The 2,032-nt window shown below is 73.2% G+C and carries 4 protein-coding genes; 2 read left to right on the forward strand and 2 right to left on the reverse strand.

Going from position 1 to position 2,032, the window contains the following annotated elements; all coding sequences use genetic code 11:
- Both VK640_16455 and VK640_16460 read right to left on the reverse strand, forming a co-directional pair.
- On the reverse strand, positions 1 to 107 hold a 107-nt coding region (locus tag VK640_16455; protein ID HTE74769.1), incomplete at its 3' end, for a sulfite oxidase-like oxidoreductase.
- Positions 108 to 338, reverse strand: coding sequence for a DUF2630 family protein (locus VK640_16460; protein HTE74770.1), 231 nt, complete (start codon positions 336 to 338; stop codon positions 108 to 110).
- A gap of 78 nt (positions 339 to 416) precedes the next feature.
- Here VK640_16460 and VK640_16465 point away from each other — a divergent pair, with 78 nt between their 5' ends.
- Together VK640_16465 and VK640_16470 are read left to right on the forward strand one after the other, a co-directional pair.
- On the forward strand, positions 417 to 710 hold the full coding sequence (locus VK640_16465; protein ID HTE74771.1) for a UBP-type zinc finger domain-containing protein: 294 nt from the start codon (positions 417 to 419) through the stop codon (positions 708 to 710).
- On the forward strand, positions 707 to 2,032 hold a 1,326-nt coding region (locus tag VK640_16470; protein HTE74772.1), incomplete at its 3' end, for an FAD-dependent oxidoreductase. The genes VK640_16465 and VK640_16470, both read left to right, overlap by 4 nt.

The raw sequence follows: 2,032 nt of genomic DNA on the forward strand, positions 1-2,032 counted from the left end.
GGGCCGGCGGACAGCACTGGGAAGTCGTGGGTGAGGTACTGGCCCGGAGGCAGGTCCGGTGCCTCGTCGCGAGGTCGTCCGGTGAAGCCGGGCGTGACGATGCCCATCTACTGGAGGTATCCCTCGACGTCACGCGCCGGACGCTCGTGCGCCTGCTCGGGGTCGGCACCGGAGTCGCGCAGGGCATGCCGCTGCCGGAGCAGGTCCCAGCACTGGTCGAGGCTCTCCTCGATCTGGGCCAGCCGGGACCGCCCGTCCTCGTCCACCTGGTCGGACCGCAGCCGGTGCTCCTCGGTCACCAGGTCGGAGATCGTCCGGTGGATGTCCGCGTCGCTCATGGGCGCGAATCTAGTCCTAGTCTGCAAGGGGTCGGCAAGACGATCGGTGAGGGCGCGGATCCCTCGGACGGAGGACACATGGCTGACGCGTGCACCCACCTCGACGTCGTGGACGAGGCCGCCGAGCCCTCGTCCACCGGCTGCGAGGACTGCCTGCGCACCGGGGACCGGTGGCAGCACCTGCGCATGTGCCGGGTCTGCGGCCACGTCGGCTGCTGCGACTCCTCCCCCAACAAGCACGCGACCGCCCACAACGCGGCCACCGGCCACCCGCTCGTCTCGTCCTACGAGCCGGGCGAGGGCTGGTGGTGGTGCTACGTCGACGAGGTGGCTTTCGACCTCGTCGACGCCCCGTCGTACTCCCACCCGTGACCGCGCCGACCGCCACGACGAGCCCCGGCACCGGTCCCCCGGACCAGGCGGCGCGTCCGGTGCTGCTCAGCGTCGACGACGACCCGTCGGTGTCGCGCGCGGTGGCGCGCGACCTGCGCCGGCGCTACGGCGAGCACCACCGGGTGCTTCGGGCCTCGTCTGGCCCCGAGGCGCTGGAGGCGCTGCGCGAGCTCAAGCTGCGCGGCGAGCAGGTGGCTGTGCTGCTGGCCGACTACCGGATGCCGGAGATGAGCGGCATCGAGTTCCTCGAGGCGGCGATGGACCTGTTCCCTCGCGCGCGGCGGGCGCTGCTGACGGCCTACGCCGACACCGACGCCGCCATCGCGGCCATCAACGTGGTCGACGTGGACCACTACCTGCTCAAGCCGTGGGAGCCGCCGGAGGAGAAGCTCTACCCGGTCGTCGACGAGATGATCGAGATGTTCGAGTCCGAGGCGTCCCCGGAGGTGCGCGAGACCAAGGTGGTCGGCCACCGCTGGTCGGCGCCGTCGTTCGCGGTCCGCGACTTCCTCGCCCGCAACGCCGTGCCCTACCGCTGGGTGGTCGTCGACGAGCCGGAGGGCCAGCGGCTGCTGCAGGCGGCCGGCGCCGACGGCAGCCGGCTGCCACTCGTGGTAACCCCCGACGGGGAGGCCCTGGTGGCGCCGGGCACCGCCGAGGTCGCGGCCGCGGTCGGGCTGTCGACGACGCCGGCCACCGACTTCTACGACCTCGTCGTGGTCGGCGGCGGGCCGGCCGGGCTCGGCGCCGCGGTCTACGGCGCCTCGGAGGGGCTGCGCACGCTGCTCGTCGAGCGGCAGGCGACCGGTGGCCAGGCCGGTCAGTCGTCGCGGATCGAGAACTACCTGGGCTTCCCGGACGGCGTCTCGGGCGCCCAGCTGACCGACCGGGCGCGTCGCCAGGCGACCAGGTTCGGTGCCGAGATCCTCACCGCCCGCGACGTCGTCGGGCTGCGCGCCAACGGGCCTGCCCGGGTCGTGCGTTTCGGCGACGAGACGGAGGTCGCCGCGCACGCCGTCGTCGTCGCGACCGGGGTCTCGTACCGCGACCTCGAGGCCCCGGGCTGCGCAGAGCTCACCGGCAGCGGCCTCTTCTACGGCTCGGCCGCCACCGAGGTCGATGAGTGCGCCGACGCCGACGTGGTCGTCGTGGGCGGGGCCAACTCGGCCGGGCAGGCCGCGGTGTTCTTCGCCCGGGTGGCCAAGTCGGTGACCATCGTCGTGCGCGCCCCGTCGCTGACCCACGGCATGTCGGCCTACCTGGTCGAGCAGCTCGAGGCGCTGTCCAACGTGGGCTACCAG

Source organism: Actinomycetes bacterium, assembly GCA_035489715.1.
GTDB lineage: Bacteria > Actinomycetota > Actinomycetes > JACCUZ01 > JACCUZ01 > DATHAP01.

What these genes read in the sequence shown, in the direction of transcription:
- VK640_16460 (HTE74770.1), bottom strand. Translation starts at nt 338, where the DNA reads ATGAGCGACGCGGACATCCACCGGACGATCTCCGACCTGGTGACCGAG.
- VK640_16465 (HTE74771.1), top strand. Translation starts at nt 417, where the DNA reads ATGGCTGACGCGTGCACCCACCTCGACGTCGTGGACGAGGCCGCCGAG.